The following is a 518-nucleotide window of genomic DNA, read 5'->3' on the forward strand; positions in this document are numbered from 1 at the left end:
GCTCGGGCCGGCCTCGGTGGTGATCGCCAACGCGGGGATCGCCGTCGCGGGCCCGTTCGCCACGTGCGAGGCATCGCTGTTCGACCGGGTGGTCGAGGTCAACCTGATCGGGAGCGCGAACACCGCCCGCGTCTTCCTGCTCCAACTCACCCGCACCGGTGGGTACTTCCTCCAGGTGGCGTCCACCGCCGCGTTCGGTTCGGCGCCGCTGATGAGCGCCTATTGCGCGTCGAAGGCGGGAGTGGAGTCGTTCGCCCAGGCCCTCCGTACCGAGGTGCGTCCGGCGGGCGTGGGGGTGGGCATCGCGTACCTGCACTGGACCGGCACCGACATGATCGCGGGCCTCGACGACCATCCGGTGCTGCGAACCCTGCGTTCTCATCAGCCCGCGCCCGCCCGCCGCGTGCACAGTCCCGAGCGGGTCGCCGAATGGCTGGTGCGCGGGGTGGAGCGGCGCGCGGTCAGCGTCTACGCCCCACCGTGGCTGCGTCTGGTGCAGCCGCTGCGTCCGGTGCTGC

Annotated in this window: 1 protein-coding gene; it reads left to right on the plus strand. The window is 72.2% G+C overall.

The genetic code is table 11. The features are described 5' to 3' along the window. On the plus strand, positions 1 to 518 hold a 518-nt coding region (locus VR44_RS11160; protein WP_045947279.1), incomplete at both ends, for an SDR family NAD(P)-dependent oxidoreductase.

Source organism: Streptomyces katrae (assembly GCF_000966975.1).
Lineage (GTDB): Bacteria > Actinomycetota > Actinomycetes > Streptomycetales > Streptomycetaceae > Streptomyces > Streptomyces katrae.